The organism is Pseudomonas sp. Rh2 (assembly GCF_040762985.1).
Lineage (GTDB): Bacteria > Pseudomonadota > Gammaproteobacteria > Pseudomonadales > Pseudomonadaceae > Aquipseudomonas > Aquipseudomonas taiwanensis.
Genome location: NZ_CP142890.1, coordinates 267,042 through 285,859 on the forward strand (window position 1 = coordinate 267,042; position 18,818 = coordinate 285,859).

At 62.1% G+C, this 18,818-nt stretch carries 16 protein-coding genes; 2 read left to right on the forward strand and 14 right to left on the reverse strand.

Translation table 11 applies throughout. The features are described 5' to 3' along the window. Window positions 1–53: 53 nt before the first annotated feature. Together VXM67_RS01235 and VXM67_RS01240 are read left to right on the forward strand one after the other, a co-directional pair. Entirely contained in the window at window positions 54–2,417 is a 2,364-nt protein-coding gene (locus tag VXM67_RS01235; protein WP_367237453.1) for a penicillin acylase family protein, read from the forward strand. 16 nt (window positions 2,418–2,433) lie between these two features. After that, window positions 2,434–3,252, forward strand: a complete 819-nt coding sequence (locus VXM67_RS01240) for an alpha/beta hydrolase (RefSeq protein WP_023382930.1) — start codon at window positions 2,434–2,436, stop codon at window positions 3,250–3,252. Between the two features lie 89 nt (window positions 3,253–3,341). Here the strand turns inward: VXM67_RS01240 and VXM67_RS01245 are convergent, their stop codons facing one another. The 14 genes from VXM67_RS01245 to potA all read right to left on the reverse strand — a co-directional run bounded on the left by VXM67_RS01245 (window position 3,342) and on the right by potA (window position 18,804). Then, entirely contained in the window at window positions 3,342–4,127 is a 786-nt protein-coding gene (locus tag VXM67_RS01245) for a MetQ/NlpA family ABC transporter substrate-binding protein (protein ID WP_023382931.1), read from the reverse strand. A 187-nt stretch (window positions 4,128–4,314) separates the two neighbouring features. Then, a complete protein-coding gene (locus VXM67_RS01250; protein WP_023382932.1) occupies window positions 4,315–5,145 on the reverse strand; it encodes a sigma 54-interacting transcriptional regulator in 831 nt (276 codons plus the stop codon). Between the two features lie 65 nt (window positions 5,146–5,210). Further along, a complete protein-coding gene (locus VXM67_RS01255; RefSeq protein WP_023382933.1) occupies window positions 5,211–5,792 on the reverse strand; it encodes an alpha/beta hydrolase in 582 nt (193 codons plus the stop codon). Between the two features lie 156 nt (window positions 5,793–5,948). Then, complete coding sequence (locus VXM67_RS01260; protein WP_023382934.1) at window positions 5,949–6,938, reverse strand: sulfate/molybdate ABC transporter ATP-binding protein; 990 nt, start codon at window positions 6,936–6,938, stop codon at window positions 5,949–5,951. Between the two features lie 3 nt (window positions 6,939–6,941). Continuing rightward, window positions 6,942–7,814 (reverse strand): sulfate ABC transporter permease subunit CysW, encoded by an 873-nt coding sequence (gene cysW / locus VXM67_RS01265; protein ID WP_023382935.1) that lies wholly within the window; start codon window positions 7,812–7,814, stop codon window positions 6,942–6,944. Between the two features lie 15 nt (window positions 7,815–7,829). Then, window positions 7,830–8,648, reverse strand: coding sequence for a sulfate ABC transporter permease subunit CysT (cysT, locus tag VXM67_RS01270; RefSeq protein WP_367237454.1), 819 nt, complete (start codon window positions 8,646–8,648; stop codon window positions 7,830–7,832). A gap of 159 nt (window positions 8,649–8,807) precedes the next feature. Then, entirely contained in the window at window positions 8,808–9,815 is a 1,008-nt protein-coding gene (locus tag VXM67_RS01275; RefSeq protein WP_023382938.1) for a sulfate ABC transporter substrate-binding protein, read from the reverse strand. A gap of 48 nt (window positions 9,816–9,863) precedes the next feature. After that, window positions 9,864–10,046: a sulfur starvation response protein OscA gene (gene oscA / locus VXM67_RS01280; protein WP_016489716.1), complete on the reverse strand. Its 183-nt coding sequence runs from the start codon at window positions 10,044–10,046 to the stop codon at window positions 9,864–9,866. Between the two features lie 237 nt (window positions 10,047–10,283). Beyond that, on the reverse strand, window positions 10,284–13,346 hold the full coding sequence (locus VXM67_RS01285) for an efflux RND transporter permease subunit (protein WP_023382941.1): 3,063 nt from the start codon (window positions 13,344–13,346) through the stop codon (window positions 10,284–10,286). Next, the gene (locus VXM67_RS01290; RefSeq protein WP_023382942.1) at window positions 13,343–14,410 is read right to left on the reverse strand and encodes an efflux RND transporter periplasmic adaptor subunit; all 1,068 of its coding nucleotides are present in this window, start codon (window positions 14,408–14,410) and stop codon (window positions 13,343–13,345) included. The genes VXM67_RS01285 and VXM67_RS01290 overlap by 4 nt, the downstream gene beginning before the upstream one ends. After that, window positions 14,407–15,495 (reverse strand): efflux RND transporter periplasmic adaptor subunit, encoded by a 1,089-nt coding sequence (locus VXM67_RS01295; protein ID WP_027907215.1) that lies wholly within the window; start codon window positions 15,493–15,495, stop codon window positions 14,407–14,409. Before VXM67_RS01295 ends, VXM67_RS01290 begins: the two co-directional genes overlap by 4 nt. Window positions 15,496–15,854: 359 nt before the next feature. After that, window positions 15,855–16,748, reverse strand: a complete 894-nt coding sequence (locus VXM67_RS01300) for an ABC transporter permease subunit (protein ID WP_023382944.1) — start codon at window positions 16,746–16,748, stop codon at window positions 15,855–15,857. Continuing rightward, window positions 16,745–17,665 (reverse strand): ABC transporter permease subunit, encoded by a 921-nt coding sequence (locus tag VXM67_RS01305; protein WP_023382945.1) that lies wholly within the window; start codon window positions 17,663–17,665, stop codon window positions 16,745–16,747. The genes VXM67_RS01300 and VXM67_RS01305 overlap by 4 nt, the downstream gene beginning before the upstream one ends. Then, on the reverse strand, window positions 17,662–18,804 hold the full coding sequence (potA, locus tag VXM67_RS01310; protein ID WP_023382946.1) for a polyamine ABC transporter ATP-binding protein: 1,143 nt from the start codon (window positions 18,802–18,804) through the stop codon (window positions 17,662–17,664). The genes VXM67_RS01305 and potA overlap by 4 nt, the downstream gene beginning before the upstream one ends. Window positions 18,805–18,818: the final 14 nt, after the last annotated feature.

An 18,818-nucleotide genomic window follows, 5' to 3' on the forward strand; every position in this document is an offset into this window, starting at 1 on the left:
ATCCGTCGATGATCGGACCACAGTTTTGGCGTTCATGCACACAAGGAGTATCGATGAAGCGCAGCTTGACCGTGTTGGCCCTCGTCATGGCGGTGGCCGCGGGAGCCGGTTACTGGTACGTGCAAGGCAAGTTGCCGCGACGCGAGGGCGAGGTTGCCTTGGCCGGCCTGCAAGCGCCGGTCAGCGTGCGCTACGACGCCCGGGGGGTGCCGCACCTGCAGGCACGGAACGAGCAAGACCTGTACCGCGCCCTGGGTTATGTGCACGCCCAGGATCGGCTGTTCCAGATGGAAATCATGCGCCGGCTGGCCCAGGGTGAACTGGCCGAAGTGCTGGGCAGCAAGCTGGTGCCCACAGACACCCTGTTCCGCAGCTTGCGCATCCGCGAGCAGGCTGCGCTCATGGCGCGCCGCCAAGACCACAGCGCGCCGGCCTGGCAAGCCCTGCAAGCTTATCTCGATGGCGTCAACGCCTGGCAGAGCAGCCACCCCAAGCCCATGGAGTTCGACCTGCTAGGCATCACGCCGCGCCCGTTCACCGCCGAGGACACCCTGAGCATCGCAGGCTACCTGGCCTATAGCTTTGCCGCTGCGTTCCGGACCGAGCCTGCGCTGACCTACATTCGCGATCAACTCGGCCCACAGTACCTGACTCTGTTCGATCTGGACTGGAAGCCCCAGGGTGACTTGAACGCCCCCCTGGCGGCTGCCGACTGGACCAGCCTGGAAACCCTCGCCCGGCTCAGCCAAGAAGCGCTGGGCGATGCGGGCATCCCGCAGTTCGAGGGCAGCAACGCCTGGGCCATAGCCGGTAGCCGCACCCGCAGCGGCCTGCCCCTGCTGGCCGGCGACCCGCACATCAGCTTTGCGGTGCCGGCGGTGTGGTATGAAGCCGAGCTTTCAGCCCCCGGCTTCAACTTGTATGGGTATTTTCAGGCACTCAACCCCTTCGCCATGCTCGGGCACAACCGCGACTTCGGCTGGAGCCTGACCATGTTCCAGAACGACGATGTCGATCTGATCGCGGAGCGGACCAATCCGGCCAATGCCGAACACGTGATGGTCGATGGCAAGTGGCGCCCCCTCGAAAAGACAGAGCAGAAGATTGCAGTCAAAGGTGAAGCGCCAGTCACCCTCACCCTGCGCCGCTCCCCCCACGGCCCGATCGTCAACGATGTGCTCGGTGCCACCGCCAGCACCACGCCCATTGCCATGTGGTGGGCGTTCCTCGAAACCGAGAACCCAATCCTGGAAGGCTTCTACCAGCTCAACCGTGCGGACACCCTGGGCAAGATGCGCGAGGCGGTGGCCAAGGTGCAGGCGCCCGGCCTGAACTTCGTCTGGGCCAACGCGCGCGGCGACATCGGCTGGTGGGCGGCGGCGAAGCTGCCGATACGCCCCGATGGCGTGAACCCAACCTTCATCCTCGACGGCGCCAGCGCGCAGGCGAACAAGCTGGGCTTCTACCCGTTCAGCGTCAACCCACAGCAGGAAAACCCAGCCAGCGGCTACATCGTGTCAGCCAACTTCCAGCCACCCGCCACGGTGCCCGTACCGGGCTATTACAACTTGCCGGATCGGGGCCGCCAACTCGACCGCCGGCTGGCCGACCCTGATATCAAGTGGGACACCCGCAACAGCCAGTCCCTGCAATTGGACACCAGCAACGATTATGGCCCTCGCACCCTGGCACCACTGCTGTCGACCCTGCGTGCGGTGGCCCAGGGCGACGAGGAAAAAGAGCTGGTCGAACAGCTGGCCGCCTGGCGCGGCGATTACCCGCTGGACTCGATCAGTGCCACGCTGTTCAACCAGTTTCTCTATGAGCTGGCGTTCGCGGCCTTGCATGACGAACTGGGTGATACCTGGTTCCCGGTGTTGATCAGCACCCGTGCCATCGACGCCGCCCTCCCACGCCTGGCCGCCGACCCACAGTCGCCCTGGTGGAACCTGCGCGGCGGCAATGAACGCACCGACCGGACGGCCATCGTGCGCATGGCCTGGCAAAAGAGCCTTGTGCACCTGCGGGATACCCTCGGCAAGGACCCGGCGAGCTGGCAATGGGGCAAGGCCCACACCCTCACCCACAACCACCCGCTGGGAGCGAAGAAGCCGCTGAACCTGTTGTTCAATGTCGGTCCATTCGCGGCGCCCGGCACCCATGAGGTACCGAACAACCTCTCGGCGAAGATCGGCCCGGCGCCCTGGCCGGTCACCTACGGGCCTTCGACGCGGCGGTTGATCGACTTCGCAGACGCCTCGCAAGCGCTGACCAGTAACCCGGTCGGGCAGAGTGGCGTGCTGTTCGACACCCATTACGCCGACCAGGCCGAGGACTACATCAACGGCCGCTACGCCAAAGCGCAAATGGGCGTCATACCGGCCCAAGGCACGCTACGATTGAACCCGGCACATTAACCAGCAAGGCACCCCCATGCAGAAACACTTCATCGAAATCGACGGCGCCCGCATGAGCTACGTCGACCAAGGCCAGGGCTTCCCGGTCCTGCTGGGCCACAGCTACCTGTGGTCGGCCCAGATGTGGCAACCGCAGATCGAGGCGCTGTCACAACACTTCCGAGTCATCGTCCCCGAGCTGTGGGGCCATGGCGACTCCGACGCGCCACCGGCCACCACTACCGACATGGGCGCCCTGACTCGCCAACACCTGGCGTTGCTGGATGCCCTGGATATTCCCAAGTGCCACCTGGTAGGCCTGTCGGTCGGCGGCATGTGGGGCGCACAGTTGGCCATCGAGCACCCGACGCGCATCGACCGCCTGGTGCTGATGGACACTTACCTGGGTGCCGAACCTGAAGCGACCCGGCTGAAGTACTTCGGCCTGCTGGATGCCGCCAGTGCAGCAGGCTGTTTCCCGGAGCCGCTGCTGGATATCGTCGTGCCGATTTTCTTCCATGCCGAAGGCCAGACGGTGCCAGCGGTTCGCGAGCGTTTCCGCGCGGACCTGAAGGCCAGCACCGCGCAGGCCATTCGCAACAGCCTGGACCCCATGGGCCGGGTGATCTTCGGACGCCCCGACCTGCTGGCGCGGCTGGGTGAACTGGCGGCGCACAGGACCATCGTCCTCTGTGGCGACCAGGACATCCCCCGGCCGCCGGCCGAGTCTGGCGAAATGGCAAGGATCATCGGCTGCCTGGCGGCGCAGATCCCGTTTGCAGGACACATCTCCAGCCTTGAGAACCCGCAGGTGGTGAATGATTTCCTGCTGAGCTGGTTGCCGCGCAGCGCCTGAGAAGAACGGCGCGCTCCTATCGGCCGAAAACGAAAACGCCGACACACAGGTGTCGGCGTTTTCACATCAGGCAACGCGTTAACGGCGCATCAGAACGCCGGCAACACTGCACCCTGGTACTTCTTGGTGATGAATGCCTTCACCTCGGGGCTGGTCAGGGCCTTGGCCAGCTTCTGGATGGCTTCGCTGTCCTTGTTGTCCGGACGCGCCACCAGGAAGTTCACATACGGCGAGTCGCTGCCCTCGATCACCAAGGCATCCTTGGCAGGGTTCAGGCCGGCTTCCAGCGCGTAGTTGGTGTTGATCATGTCCAGGTCGACCTGGTCCAGCACACGCGGCAGCATGGCCGATTCCAGCTCACGGAACTTGAGCTTCTTGGGGTTCTCGGCGATGTCTTTCGGCGTGGCCAGCGCGTTCTTCGGATCTTTCAGGGTAATCAGGCCAGCCTTCTGCAGGAGCAGCAGGGCACGGCCGCTGTTGCTGCCCTCGTTAGGGATTGCAATGGTGGCGCCTTCTTTGAGCTCGGCCAGGGACTTGACCTTCTTCGAATAGCCACCGAACGGCTCGACGTGCACGCCGATCACGGTTTCCAGGTGGGTACCCTTGCCTTCGTTGAAGTTCTGCAGGTACGGCAAGGTCTGGAAGTAGTTGGCGTCCAGGCGCTTCTGGTCGACCTGCACGTTGGGCTGGACGTAGTCGGTGAAGACCTTGATCTGCAGGTCGACACCTTCCTTGGCCAAGGTCGGCTTGATCAACTCCAGGATCTCGGCATGCGGTACGGGGGTCGCTGCAACTACCAGTTTCTCGGCGGCGCAGGCCAGGCCGGCGAACGACAGCGCAGCGGCCAGGGCAGTGGTCAACAGAGTCTTCTTCATGGTGTTCCTTGTTATGAACCTGGGCCATCGGTGATGGCAAAGTCGGGTGCCCAACCGTTCTAGCGGGGGGGCGTGAGGCGGACAATACCGAGATTTTTTATACCGTAACAATATCTTTTAATTAGCTGCTTATTCCAAAATCAAAAAGCCATCACCCACTTTGCTTATGAGCCCTGTTGCCCGCCGTCTAGCGCGGGATATTCAGCAGGTCCAGGTGCTCCGGCAGGATCTCTTCACCGTCACAGACCAGCAACGCGAAGTGGATGACATTTTCCAACTCGCGGGTATTTCCAGGCCAGGCGTGGGCTTCGAGCGCGTGCTGCGCAGCCTCGCTGATCAGCGGCACAGCGCGCTGTTGCCGCACGCTGTAGATGCCGACGAAATACTCGGCCAGCGGCAGGATATCGCCACGCCTTTGGCGCAGCGGCGGCAGGTCCAGCGCGCCTTCGCGCAGGTACAGGTAAAGCCTCTCGTTGAATCGACCGGCCTTCACCACTCGCGCCAGATCGACGCTGGAGGCAGCGACCAGGCGTACATCAACCGCCTGCGGTTGCTGGGCGCCGACCCGGGTGACTTCACGGGTCTCGAGGGCGGCAAGCAGCTTGCCCTGAACAGCCAGCGGCAAGTCGGCTATCTCGTCCAGGTACAAGGTGCCGCCATTGGCCGACCCGAACCAACCGGCTCGACTGCTGGCGGTTCCACCATGGGCGCCGGCGCTGTAGCCGAACAGTTCGGCATCGGCATAGGTGGGACTGATGGCCGCGCAGTTGACCGACACGAACAGCCCGCTGCGATCACTGGCCCGATGGACCTGACGCGCCAGCAATTCCTTGCCGGTGCCGGTTTCACCCCGTATCAACACTGGCAGCGGTTGGGGGGCCAGTCGCTCCAGCGCCTGACGCAAGGCCTGCGAACGAGGGTCGATGAACACCAGCGCCTTGGCACGGATGCTCAGGGGGCTTTTGTCCAGTTCAGGAAAGGTCAGCAGCGGCTGGCCAAATGGGTTTTGAAGGGTCATGACGAACTCCCGCCCCAGACCTGCGATGGCCGGGCGTCAGGTGCAGCGGTAATCGGTAGGGTCGCTCAGGCGCGGCGCAGTGCGCGCTGTTCGACCCGGCTTTGCAGGCGGTACAGGTAGGCGAAGCCCTGCTCCCAGCGCTCATGTCCGGACTTCACGTTGATATGTCCGGCGTTGGCCAACAACCCCGCTTCGGCACCCCAGGCGCGAGCCAGGTACAGCGCACGGGGCACGCTCACCGCCGGGTCATTGTCGGAGCTGACCACCTGGCTGGGGAACGGCAGTGCCTGCAGCGGGATAGGCGCAAAGTTGCGCAGTGCCGGCGCACAGGTAGGGCGCTCGACATCGGCGGGCGCCACGAGCAATGCACCGCGCACTCGACGTAGCAGGGACGGGCTGGCGTGTGCAGCCCAATGGGCCACGGTAATGCAACCCAGGCTATGGGCAATGAGAATCACCGGCGAGCGTTCAGCGGCGATGGCCTGCTCCAGTGCTTGAACCCAATCATGGCGTTGCGGGGTCAGCCAGTCGTGCTGTTCGACCCGGGCACTGTTGGGCAAGGTACGCTGCCAGTGACTCTGCCAGTGGTTGTCTGGCGATCCTTGCCAGCCCGGCACAATCAGGTAACGAATCGACTCATTGCGCATGGGGACGCCTCCAGTAAGTTTGCGTGCTTGGAGACCAGTATAGGGAGGGAGTTATATTCGTAAAGGAATAAGAAGCTATTTATTAATAACCAAAATTACTGCCGTCCGTGAATGCAAAAAACCCGGGACATGCCCGGGTTCTTTGTTTCTGGCGGCTCAGATATCCGCCACCTTCTGCCAAACCTTCGGCCGGAAGAACAAGGTCTCCCCACGGGCCAATCCGGTAAGGCTGTCGTGATCCTTGACCACCTCTGCCTCGATCAGCTCGCTCTGCCCCTCCACCTTCAAGGTCACCCGGGTCGTGGCGCCCAATGGGCGAATGTCCCGCACCTCTGCCGCGTGATGTCCTTCCGTCTCGTGCCGCGACAGCGACACCTCGTGCGGGCGGAACAGCACATGGTGGCCTTCGCTCAAGCTCAGGCGGTTGGAGTCACCCAGGAAGTGATAGACGAAATCGTTGGCCGGCTTTTCGTACACCTCACCTGGCGAGCCAATCTGCTCGATCACGCCCTTGTTCATCACCACGATGCGGTCAGCCACTTCCATGGCCTCTTCCTGGTCATGGGTGACGAACACCGAGGTCAGGTTGATGTCCTCGTGCAGGCGCGCTAACCAGCGGCGCAGCTCTTTACGGACCTTGGCGTCCAGGGCGCCAAATGGTTCATCGAGCAACAGCACCTTGGGCTCTACCGCCAGTGCGCGCGCCAGGGCGATACGCTGGCGCTGGCCACCGGACAACTGCTCGGGGTAACGGTCGGCCAGCCAGTCGAGCTGAACCATGTTCAGCAGCTCGTGCACCTTGTCGGCAATCTTGCTTTCGCTCGGACGCTCGCCCTTTGGCTTCATGCGCAGGCCGAAGGCAACGTTGTCGAACACACTCATATGGCGGAACAGCGCGTAGTGCTGGAACACAAAACCCACGTTACGGTCGCGCACATCGTGGCCGGATACGTCCTCGCCGTGAAACACGATGCTGCCCTGATCCGGGGTTTCCAGGCCAGCGATGATGCGCAGCAGCGTGGTCTTGCCGCAGCCGGACGGGCCGAGCAAAGCCACCAGCTCACCGCTGTGGATATCCAGGTTGATGTTGTCCAGGGCCTGGAAGCTGTTGAAGCGCTTGCTGACGTTACGAACTTCGATCGACATGAATTATTCCTCCGCTGCGCTTTGGCGCAGGCGGTTAATACGGTTCTCGCTCCACTGCTTGAGCAGCAGGATGAAGAGCGCCAGGATCAGCAGCAGGCTGGCCACGCTGAAGGCCGCGACGTGGTTGTACTCGTTGTAGAGGATCTCCACGTGCAGCGGCAAGGTATTGGTGACGCCGCGAATATGGCCAGAGACCACCGACACCGCGCCGAACTCGCCCATGGCCCGGGCGGTGCACAGCACCACGCCGTAGATCAGGCCCCACTTGATGTTCGGCAAGGTCACGTGCCAGAACATCTGCCAGCCGTTGGCACCGAGCAGGCGTGCTGCTTCTTCTTCCTGGGTCCCCTGCTCCTGCATCAGCGGGATCAGTTCACGGGCCACGAAGGGCACGGTAACGAAAATGGTCGCCAGGACGATGCCCGGAAGGGCGAACACGATCTGGATATCATGGTCCTGCAACCAAGGCCCGAACAGGCCCTGTGCACCGAACATCAGCACATAGACCAGACCTGCGATGACCGGCGAGACCGAGAACGGCAAGTCGATCAGGGTGACCAGCAGGCTTTTGCCGCGGAAGGTGTACTTGCTCACGCACCATGCGGCGCTGACACCGAATACAAGGTTCAGCGGCACAGAGATGAACACCGCCAGCAGGGTGAGCTTCAGCGCCGACAGTGCGTCTGGCTCGAAGATTGCCTCGAAGAACGTACCGAAGCCATTCTTGAGTGCCTGCGACACCACGATGAACAACGGCAACAACAGGAACAGCGTGAAGACCAGCCAAGCCAGACCGATCAGTACCCGTCGCGAAGTAGCACTGCCACGACGGGCGGCGTTGGCGGCGGCAGCGGCGCCAATGGATGAACTAGACATGAGCCACGGCCTCCTTCAAGGGGTTTCGATGCGGCGCTGCAGCAGGTTGATCAGCAGCAGCAGGATGAAGGAAACCACCAGCATCAGCACGCCGATGGCCGTGGCGCCGGTGTAGTCGTACTGGTCGAGCTTGACCATGATCAGCAACGGCAGGATCTCGGTCTTCATCGGCATGTTGCCGGCAATGAAGATCACCGAACCGTACTCACCCACGCCACGGGCAAAAGCCAGGGCGAAACCGGTCAGCCAGGCGGGCAGCAGCGCTGGCGCCAGGATGTGGCGAAACACTTGTAGCGGCTTGGCACCCAGGCAGGCAGCGGCTTCTTCGACTTCACGCGGGATATCCGCCAGCACCGGCTGCACGGTGCGCACCACGAACGGCAGGGTGACGAAGGTCAGCGCAAGCGTGATGCCCAGCGGGGTGTAGGCGATCTTGAAGCCCAGATCGGTGGCGAACTGCCCTACCCAGCCGGCCGGTGCATACAAGGCCGTCAGGGCGATACCCGCCACCGCGGTGGGCAGGGCGAACGGCAGGTCGATCATCGCATCGATGATCTTGCGTCCCGGGAAGGTGTAGCGCACCAGCACCCAGGCCAACAAGGTGCCGATCACGCCATTGATGATGGCGGCGAACAGCGCAGTGCAGAAACTCAGCTTGAGCGCGGCAAGCACTCGCGGCGCGCTGACGATGTTCCAGAACTGTTCCCAGGTGAGCTGTGCGGCATGCACGAACATGGCGGCCAGTGGTATCAGCACTATCAGACTGAGGTACACCAAGGTGTAGCCCAGTGTCAGCCCGAAGCCGGGTATGACGGGGGAAATGCGACGCGACATAAATATCCCTGGTTTAACGCACTTGACCCGGCAATTCTGCCGGGCCGGTGCAAGCTTCTGAATCACGCGGCCGCCGCCACAGGAGATCGCGATTCCTAATGGCAGCGGCCTCGTGTCGCGAAAGGGCTGCATAGCGGCCCCCGCGCTTTTTCATGACCCTTACTGTGCCTGATAGATCTGGTCGAATACACCGCCGTCATTGAAGAACTTAGGTTGTGCAGTCTTCCAGCCGCCGAAGTCCTTGTCGATCGTCACCAGTTCCAGTTTCGGGAACTGCTTGCCGAATTCGGCGGCCACCTTCGCGTCACGCGGACGGTAGAAGTTCTCTGCGGCGATCTTCTGGCCTGCAGGGCTATACAGATGCTTGAGGTACTCCTCGGCGATCTTCTCGTTACCCTTCTTCTGGGCGTTCTTGTCGACCACGGCCACCGGCGGCTCGGCCAGAATCGACAGCGAAGGCACGACGATCTCGAACTTGTCGCTACCGCCATCTTCCTTCAACGCCAGGAAAGCTTCGTTTTCCCAGGCCAGCAGAACATCGCCCTGACCATTGTTGACGAAGGTGATGGTCGAGCCGCGGGCGCCGGTATCCAACACTGGCACGTGCTTGAACAGCTCCTGCACATAGGCCTTGGCCTTGTCTTCACTGCCACCGGTTTTCAGGCCGTAGGCCCAGGCGGCCAGGAAGTTCCAGCGGGCGCCACCAGAGGTTTTCGGGTTGGGGGTGATGACCGAGACATCCTGCTTGATCAGGTCGCCCCAGTCCTTGATGCCTTTCGGGTTGCCCTTGCGCACCAGGAACACGATTGTCGAGGTGTACGGGGTGCTGGCATCCGGCAGGCGCTTCTGCCAGTCCTCGGGCAGCGACTTGCCAAGCTTGGCGACTTCGTCGATGTCTCCGGCCAGGGCCAGGGTCACCACGTCAGCGCGCAAGCCATCGATCACCGCGCGGGCCTGCTTGCCCGAGCCGCCATGGGATTGCTGGATCTTCACCTTGTCGTCCGGGTGAGCCTGCTGCCAGTGCTTGATGAATTCGGCGTTGTACTGCTGGTACAGCTCACGGGTCGGGTCGTAGGACACGTTCAACAGTTCGTAGTCCTTGGCGATGGCGGAACCGGCAAAAACAGCACTGGCCAGGGCGGCGAGCGCATAACGGCGGATGGACATGGTGAAGCTCCCGATTGGCATTTTTCTAGTTTTGAATGTGAATCGCGATCAGCCGGACTTGTTGCCAGGCTGCTGCAGGCGGAACTTCTCCTTGCGCTCGATCTGTACGACCTGCGCGTTGTGCACGGTTATCTCCACCGCACCGAAACGCAGATCGCGCAAGGCGCTCTGGATCTCACGCAGAATGGTGGCTTCGTCCTGACCGTCGATGCTACGCAGAGATGCACTCATGCTCGTTCTCCTTGGAGTGAGGTGCCGGGCAGAGGTTTGAAGGGGATGTACGCCTGGCTTGAGTGCAATAGTAGTGAGGCGGGTTTATTCTTAAAAATACTGTTTAAGAATTTTTATATAACCAAAATTAAATCGCGATTTTACACGCGACAAAAAGCCTCGGTGGGAGCGGGCGTGCCCGCGAATGCGGCAGTGAATCCACCATCGCATTCGTGGGCATGCCCGCTCCCACAGGGTTTAATGTTGGGTTTTAGTGCTGTGTTCAGGCTCGCGGATCTTGTACCAGGCCACATACAACGCCGGCAGGAACAACAGCGTCAGCAGGGTAGCCACGATGATCCCACCAATCATGGCGTAGGCCATCGGCCCCCAGAACACTTCGCGGGCAATCGGGATCATGCCAAGGCTCGCCGCTGCCGCCGTCAGCAGAATCGGCCGGCGCCGGTGGTTGGTGGCCTCCACCACGGCATCCCAGGGCGAGAAGCCCTGCGCCTCGAACTCGTCGATCTGGGTCACCAGAATCACCGAGTTGCGAATGATGATCCCGGCCAGGGCCAGAATCCCCAGGATTGCCACGAAGCCCATGGGCGTGCCGGTGGGCACAAGGGCGATGATGACACCAATCAATCCCAGCGGTGCCACGCTCACCACCAGGAACAGCTTCTGCACACTGTGCAGCTGGATCATCAGGAAGGTCGCCATGAGGAACAGCATCAGCGGAATGACTTTGCGGATCGGCCCCTGCGCCTTGGCGCTTTCCTCCACGGTACCGCCGGTGGCCACCTCGTAGCCGGTCGGCAGTTTGCTGATGAATTCGTCGATGCTCGGTTTGAGCTGGGTCACCAGGTCGGTGGGCTGGATGTCGCCGGTCACCGAGGACTTGATGGTGATGGTCGGCTTGCGGTCACGACGCCACACCAGCGGTTGCTCCAGCTCATAGCGCACGGTGGCGAAGGCCAGCAGCGGAATGGAAGTCCCGTTGGGGCTGACGATTTGCAGGTTCTGCAGGGTATCGGGCGAGCCTCGTTCGCTGTCTTCGGCGCGCGCGACCACGTTCACCAGGTAGATGTTGTCGTTGACCTGGGTGATCTGCACGCCGCTGACGATGCTGTTCATCACATTGGCCACATCCTCGGACGAAAGCCCAAGCTGGCGTGCCTTGTCCTGGGCAATTTCGATGCGCATCACCTTACCGGGCTCGTTCCAGTCATAGATCATTTCACCGATATGCTCGTTGCGGTCGAGCAAGGTCGCCAGTTCGATGGCGTGCTTGCGCACCTGGTCGATGTCCGGGCCGCTGATCCGGTACTGAATCGGCCGCCCTACCGGTGGGCCCATTTCCAGCGACTGGACGTTGGTACCGATGCCGACGAACTCCTCGCGCAGTAGCTTTTGCAGGCGGTCCATCATGGCCTGGCGCTCTTCGAAGCCTTTGCTGACGATCACTAGCTGGGCGTAGTAAGGGTTCTGCAGTTGCTGATCGAGCGGCAGGTAGAAGCGAATGGCGCCCTGGCCGATATAGGTGCTCCAGTGCACCAGGTCCGGATCGTCCTTGATCTTGGCTTCCAGCCGGTCGACTACCTTGCGGGTCTCTTCGATCGAGGCATTTTGCGGCAGGTTCAGGTCGACCAGGATTTCCGGTCGGTCCGAGGAAGGGAAAAACTGGTTCTGCACGAAACGCTCGCAGAAGATGGCCAGGACGAACAGCAGCACGGTGCCGATGATGGTCAGCCAGCGGTTGCGCATGCACCACAGCAAGCCATTTTCGAAGGCCTTGCCCACCCGCCCCGGCTCGGCTTCATGGGGCTTCACCTGACTGCTGAGAATGTGCACACCCAACACCGGCGCAAAGAACACCGCCACCACCCAAGACACCATCAGCGCGACGGCGATCACGGCAAACAAGGTGTAGGTATATTCACCGGCGGAACTGGCATTGAGCCCGATGGGCACGAAGCCCGCCACGGTCACCAAGGTGCCGGTCAGCATAGGAAAAGCGGTGGAGGTGTAGGCGAAAGTAGCTGCCTGCTCCTTGCTCTCGCCCATCTCGAGCCGCGTGACCATGACCTCCACGGTGATCATCGCATCGTCCACCAGCAGGCCCAGGGCGATGATCAGTGCACCCAGGGAAATCCGCTGCATGGTGATGCCGCTGTATTCCATGAACACGAACACCATCGCCAGCACCAATGGAATCGAACAGGCCACCACCAGGCCGGCACGCACCCCAAGGCTGACGAAGCTCACCCCCAGCACGATCACCACCGCCTCGAACAGGGCACTGGTGAAGCCACCGACAGCCTGCTTGACCACCACCGCCTGGTCGGAAACAGTGTGCACTCCGACCCCTATCGGCAAGTCTTCGACCACCTGATCCATGCGCTTTTTCAGCGCCGCACCAAACACCTGGATATTGCCACCGGCCTTCATGCCGATGGCCAGGCCGATGGCGGTTTGGCCGTTGTAGCGGAACATGGGCGATGGTGGGTCGACGTAACCGCGCTCGATGTCGGCAATGTCCGCCAGGCGGAAGAACCGGTCGTTGATGCGCAGGTTGACGGTTTCCAAGTCTTTCTCAGAGGCGAATTGCCCGGTGGTCCGCAGCGAAATGCGCTCCGGACCCGCCTCGATCACGCCCGCCGGCGTGACGGCGTTCTGCGATTGCAGGGCCTGCATGACCTGCCGCTGGTCTATGCCCAGCGCCGCCAGTTTGCGGGTCGAGAAGTTCAGGTACAGCACTTCGTCCTGGGTGCCGACCAGCTCGATCTTGCCGATATTGGGCACATCACGGACCTCGGCCCTGGCCTGCTCCACATAGTCACGCAATTGGCGCAGGGTGAGGCCATCGGCGGTGAAGGCGTAGATCGAACCGAACACATCGCCGAACTCGTCGTTGAAACCAGGGCCCTGGATACCCTGGGGGAACTGACCGCGTATGTCCTGGATCTTCTTGCGCACCTGGTACCAGATGTCCGGGATGTCCTTGGCCTTGGTGGTATCGCGAAGATAGACATAGACCGTGGACTCGCCGGGGCGGGTATAGCTCTTGGTGTAATCGAGCGAGTCGAGCTCCTCAAGCTTTTTCTCGATGCGGTCGGTGACCTGGTACAGCGTCTCGTCCTGAGTCGCCCCTGGCCAACGGGTCTGGATCACCATGGTCTTGATGGTGAAGGAAGGGTCTTCCTCACGCCCCAGGTTGAAGTACGAAAAGATCCCCATCAGCAAGCCGACGAACATCAGGTACCAGACGAAGGACTGATGCCGGAGCGCCCATTCGGACAGGTTGAAGCTTCCTTTCATTGCGCGTCCTCATCGAAGGCGACCTTCTGGCCAGGCTTGAGACTGTTCACACCCGCCGTGACGACCCGCTCGCCGGGCTGAACGCCTGAGGCCAGAACGATGCTGTCGTGGGTGCGCTCGATCAGCTTCACGTCGCGGACAGCCACAGTCTTTTGCTGCGGATCGATCACCCAGACCTGCGGCTTGCCATCACGCTCGAGCAATGCGCTCAGGGGAAGTTCGCTGCGTGGCGTGATCGCCGAGCTCAGGGTCACGCTGATGGCAGTACCCAAATGGAAAGCCGCGGGCGTACTCGCCAAGGTCAGGCGTGCACGTCGTGTGCGGGTCGTGGCATCCGCCTGGGGCTCCAGTTCCCGTAGGGTGGCAGTGGTGCTGATAGTGGGATCGAGCTGAGAGGCCACGGTGAAGGTAACGCCCTCGCCGAGCTGGTCGGCCAGGCTGATCGGCAAGTCGATGACCGCCTCCTTGACGTCCGGGCGGGCCAGGGTGACCACGGCCTGACCGGCAGTGATGGTCTGCCCGGCTTCGGCCTGCCAAGCGGTGATGACTGCCGCGTGATCGGTGCGCAAGGTGCTGTAGTCGAGCTGGTCGCGAGCCTGGCTGACTGCCGAGCGCGCCTGCTCGAGCGCAGCGCCAGTCGTCTTGAGGTTGGTCTGGGCGATGTCCAACTGGGCCTGGGCGCCGACACCGCGATCATACAATTGCTGCTGGCGGCGGGCGTCGGCCTGGGCATTGATCCACTGCGCCTGCACCTTCGCCAGGTCGCCCTCGGCGGCACGCAACTGGTTTTGCTGGTCGGTCGGGTCGAGCGTGGCCAAGGTATCGCCTGGTTTCACCTGGGCGCCAACGTCCAGCCAGCGCCGGGCGATGCGACCGGAAACACGAAAGCCCAGGGTGCTTTCGAAGCGCGCCTGGATGCTCCCGGCAAAGCGCCCGAGCTGGGATTGCTCCAGCGGCTCGACCTTGACCGACAGTACTGGCCGGATCGGTTCAGCCACCTGTTGCTCATCGCCACATCCGGCAAGCAGCAGGCCGGCCAATGGCAACAGCAGCAGGCGCTTCATAGCTCACCTCCTTCGGCCTTGGCGTCGATCTTCTCCACTTGCATGCCCGGGTGCAGCAGCTGCCCACCATTGACCACGACGGTCTCGCCGCTCTTGAGGCCGCTGGCGACCACGATCTTGCCGGTGAGGTAGCGGGTGACTTCGACCTTGCGCAGCTCGACCTTGTCGCCCTCGCCCACCACCCAGACCGCTGGCTCGTGCAGGGCTTTGGTCAGCGCGGCCCAGGGCAGCTCGATGCTCGGCCGGCCTTCAGCATTGGTGGTGGCGGTGACGGGTGCGCCCAGCTGCATGCCGGGCGGCACATCGCGCAGGCCTACCTTGACCTGTACCGTGCCGCTCTGCGCGGAGACGGTCGGGGTGATTTCCCGAACGAAGCCCCGCGCCTTCACCTTCGGGTTATCCAGCAGACTGACGATGACACCTGCATCGCTGGGCGGCGCTACCAGCAACGATTCATAGACGTTGAACACTGCATCACGGTCGCCATCCTGGGCGAGACTGAAAATCGGCATGGTCGCCTGCACCACCTGTCCGACCTCGGCCTGGCGCTCGGTGATGACGCCATCGGCTTCGGACACCAACGCGGTGTAGCTCAGTTGTTCGTTGGCGTTGGCCAGTTGCGCCTGGGCGGCCTTCAGCGCGCTCTGGTTGCTGCGCAGGGCGGCTTCGGCGGAGTCGTATTCGCTCTGGCTGGTATAGCCCTTGGGCAGCAGCTTCTGTTGCCGGACGAACGCCGCGCTGGTCTGCGTGACCCGAGCCTGGGCAGCGAACACCTCGGCCTTGGCCGAGTCGACGTTGTTCTGCAAGTCTTTCGGATCCAGCCTCGCCAGCACCTGGTTGGCCTTGACGTGATCCCCCACATCGACGCTACGCGAGATGATCTTGCCGCCGACCCGAAACGACAGGTCAGTCTGCACCCGCGCCTGTACATCACCGGTCAGCGTGACCCTGGCGGCGAAATCGGTTGGTTGGACCTCCAGTACCCCCACCCGAGGCAGTACCTCAGGCGTTTCTTCCTTGCTACAGCCCGTGAGCATGTACAACAGCCCCAGGCAGACGACCGACAGCAGACGCGTCACCGTCATGCAGGCCTCCTGGCTTGCGCGCGAACGATTCTTGGGATGCGACTGTTAGCGTAGATCAGGCTTTGGGAAACGGCACTGATGGCAGGAAGGTGGGGAAATCATGGCGGCTTCGAGGGCGCCTTCGCGGGGAAACCTGCGCTTGCAGATTCCGCATGAGCCCATCGCTACAGAAAAACTGCCCATGATTGGCCTGTGCGGCGGGAGAAACGTTTGGCGCATGTTGCGTCAGCGACCCAACCCCTCTGGGATGCGGCTTGGCTTTGAGTCCCTGGTGAGGTCTTCGCGGGTGAACCCGCTCCCACAGGCTCAGTGCAGCCTGCATGAGACCTGTGGGAGCGGGTCACCCGCGAAGAGACCGGTCAGGCCGACGCAGTGGCCGGAGCCGGGCGCCGCACCTGGGGCTGCGATACGTTCGCCGCCGCACCTTCTTCGATCGCCTGCTGAATCGCCTTGCGACGACGCTCTTCGGCCTGGCGGCTGAAGTACCAGACCAGGAAGGTTACCAGCGACACCGACAGCAGGATCAGGCTGGCCACGGCGTTGATTTCCGGCTTCACGCCCAGGCGCACCGCCGAGAACACTTCCATCGGCAAGGTGGTCGAACCGGGGCCGGACACGAAGCTGGCCAGCACCAGGTCATCCAGCGACAGGGCGAACGACATCATGCCGCCCGCCGCCAGCGAGGGCGCGATCATCGGGATGGTAATCAGGAAGAACACCTTCCACGGCTTGGCACCCAGGTCCATCGCCGCTTCCTCGATCGACAGGTCCAGCTCACGCAAGCGCGCCGACACCACTACCGCCACATAAGCCGCACAGAACGTGGTGTGGGCGATCCAGATGGTGACGATGCCACGCTCCTGCGGCCAGCCGATCATCTGCGCCATGGCCACGAACAGCAGCAACAGCGACAGACCGGTAATCACCTCAGGCATCACCAACGGCGCGGTCACCAGGCCACCGAACAGCGTGCGGCCCTTGAAGCGTGTCACACGGGTCAGCACGAAGGCTGCCAGGGTACCCAGCGCCACCGCTGCCACCGCCGTGTAGCAGGCGATCTCCAGCGAGCGCATCACCGAACCCATCAACTGGCTGTTGTCCAGCAGGCCAACGTACCACTTCACCGACCAGCCGCCCCACACCGTCACCAGCTTCGAGGCGTTGAACGAGTAGATCACCAGGATCAGCATCGGCAGGTAGATGAACAGCAAGCCGAGCACCAGCATCAGCTTGGAGAAACTGAAGCGCTTCATGCCCTGCCCTCCATTTCTTTGGCCTGGCTGCGGTTGAACAGCAGGATCGGCACGATCAGGATCGCCAGCATCACCACCGCCAAGGCAGATGCCACCGGCCAGTCACGGTTGTTGAAGAACTCCTGCCACAGCACCTTACCGATCATCAAGGTTTCCGGGCCACCCAGCAGTTCAGGAATCACGAACTCACCCACGACCGGGATGAACACCAGCATGCAGCCGGCGATGATGCCGTTCTTCGACAGCGGCACGGTGATCTTCCAGAAGCTGTTGAAGGTGCTCGAACCCAGGTCAGACGCGGCCTCTAACAAGCTCGGGTCGTGTTTGACCAGGTTCGCGTACAGCGGCAGGATCATGAACGGCAGGTACGAATAGACCACGCCGATATACACCGCCAGGTTGGTGTTGAGGATCTGCAGCGGCTGGTCGATCAACCCGGTCCACAGCAGGAAGCCATTGAGCAGGCCGTTGTTGCTGAGAATGCCCATCCAGGCATAGACGCGGATCAGGATCGCGGTCCAGGTCGGCATCATGATCAGCAGCAGCAGTACTGTCTGGGTTTCCTTCTTGGCGTTGGCAATCGCATACGCCATGGGATAGCCGATCAGCAGGCACAACAGCGTGCTGAAGAACGCCATCTTCAACGAACCCAGATAGGCCGAGATGTACAGCTCATCCTCGGTCAGCAGTCCGTAGTTGGCCAGGTTCAGCACCAGTTGAACCTTGTCTTCGACGTAGCTGTAGATCTCGGTGTACGGCGGGATCGCCACGTCGGCTTCGGCAAAGCTGATCTTCAGAACGATGAAGAACGGCAGCATGAAGAACAGGAACAGCCAGATGAAGGGCACGCCGATCACCAGATGCCGCCCCTCCGGGGTGATGCGCTTGAAGGCTCGCTTGAGCTTGCTCGGTTTCATGACCGCAGTACCACGCCGCTGTCGTCTTCCCACCATACGTACACTTCGTCGCCCCAGGTCGGGCGGGTACCCTGGCGCTCGGCGTTGGCAACGAACGACTGGACGACCTTGCCACTCGGCAGTTCGACGTAGAACACCGAATGGCCACCCAGGTAAGCGATGTCATGCACCTTGCCACGCGACCAGTTGTGCTCGCAGGTCGGCTGGGTGGTGGTGACCAGCAGCTTCTCCGGGCGCAACGCGTAGGTGATGTGCTTGTCTTCTACCGAGGTAGTGACACCGTGGCCGACATAGATTTTACGTTCGAGCTCCGGGCTTGCGATGATCGCGTGGCCTTCGGCGTCGTCGACCACCTCACCTTCGAACAGGTTGACGTTGCCGATGAACTCGCAGACCAGGCGGCTGGTCGGGGTCTCGTAGACGTCGATAGGGCTGCCGATCTGGGCGATCCAGCCCAGGTGCATGATGGCGATACGCTGGGCCATGGTCATGGCCTCTTCCTGGTCGTGGGTCACCATCACGCAGGTCACACCGACCCGCTCGATGATTTCGACCAGTTCAAGTTGCATCTGCGAGCGCAGCTTCTTGTCCAGAGCGCCCATCGGCTCGTCGAGCAGCAACAGTTTTGGGCGTTTGGCCAGCGAGCGGGCCAGTGCCACACGCTGACGCTGACCACCGGAAAGCTGGTGCGGCTTGCGCTTGGCGTACTGGGTCATGTGCACCAGCTTGAGCATCTCCGCCACGCGGGCTTCGATCTCGGCCTTGGGCATCTTGTCCTGCTGCAGGCCGAAGGCGATGTTCTGCGCCACGGTCATGTGCGGGAACAGCGCATAGGACTGGAACATCATGTTGATCGGCCGCTCGTAGGGCGGCATGTCGGTGATGTCGACGCCATCGAGGAAAATCCGCCCTTCGGTCGGACGCTCGAAGCCCGCCAGCATACGCAGGAGGGTCGATTTACCGGAACCGGAGCCTCCCAGCAGGGCGAAGATTTCACCCTTGCGGATTTCCAGGGACACATCGTCCACGGCTACCGTTTCGTCGAATTTTTTCGTGACCCGGTCGATCTTGACCAGCACCTGCTTGGGTTGCTGGCCACCCTCGAGGGCTTTTTTATAGGCACCGGAGGCAACTGCCATGAGTGAAACTCCCA